The organism is Endozoicomonas sp. SESOKO4 (assembly GCF_024606275.1).
Genome location: NZ_JAHHPS010000487.1, coordinates 1 through 1,014 on the forward strand (window position 1 = coordinate 1; position 1,014 = coordinate 1,014).

At 51.5% G+C, this 1,014-nt stretch carries 1 protein-coding gene; it reads left to right on the forward strand.

What is annotated here, in order from left to right; translation table 11 throughout:
- A partial coding sequence (locus KDK16_RS09360) for a hypothetical protein (RefSeq protein WP_257275764.1) occupies positions 1-1,014 on the forward strand: 1,014 nt, incomplete at both ends.

Genomic DNA, 1,014 nt, shown 5'->3' on the forward strand with positions numbered 1-1,014 from the left:
CACTGACAAACCATCCCTGGAGGCTACCGGGGAAGAGGTAGCCACTGACAAACCAGCCCTGAAGGCTACCGGGGAAGAGGTCGAAAATAAAGGTGGTTCCTTCCAGTACACGCCGGAACAGGCAGAAGTTTTGTACGCTATCCACCTATACGCACAGCAGCACCCTCTCAAACGACAGGCCCTGCAAGTCGCAAATGGTCTGGCCGAATTAGCCGTAATGCACGGTAAGGCAATACCCGACCTTCCGACTTACGATTTTGACGATGAATTTGCATCGTTGCGCTTGCATGTACAGGTTGGAGACAAACTGTCGTTTGATCAGACCAGTCGAATCGTGCAAATCTTCAGGGACCTGAAGACAATCTTCCCTGAATACCTCGACGAGCCCTGCCCTCTGCAAGAAATCCAGACACTAGTGCACAGGGCCAGAAATGAGATGGGATCCGGGGCTGAAGAATACGACAAAGAAATTTTCGGCATGGGCAAATCAGCGATTCGCTTAATCGGGGATGAACCGACTCTGAAAAGCTTCCGGGAATACTTCGCTACCCGTTCTGCCAGCGGTAACAGGATCATAACTCTGCTGCAAGAAGGCCTGATCAGCAAGGTTGAACTTTGGAACTACATAGAGGCCGTCAGAGGAATTGATGACTATCAGACAGTGAATGAATTTGAACACTTCCTTGGCTACAAACACAGCGTCAAGTTGACTCACTTCAAGGCCGCTCTCCGGACGCTGTCCAACAGGGGTGCCGGGGAATTCATTCTGCATATTTTTCCTGCTGTGACTGCCCCGGCGGCTATGAAAGTGTCTGTTGCTGGCATGAAAGAGTACGCAGCTGCGGTCATCGCCAACTACGTCCTTGATGATATTGCCTTTAATAACGGCCGCAGGACGGCAGCATTCCTGGCCAATGTTCAGGATACTATGGCACCTTATGCTAACGCCGCTGGCGTGGCTGAATCTGAGCTGATCAAGGCTATCCATGACACCTTGATGCAGGCTCAGACCGC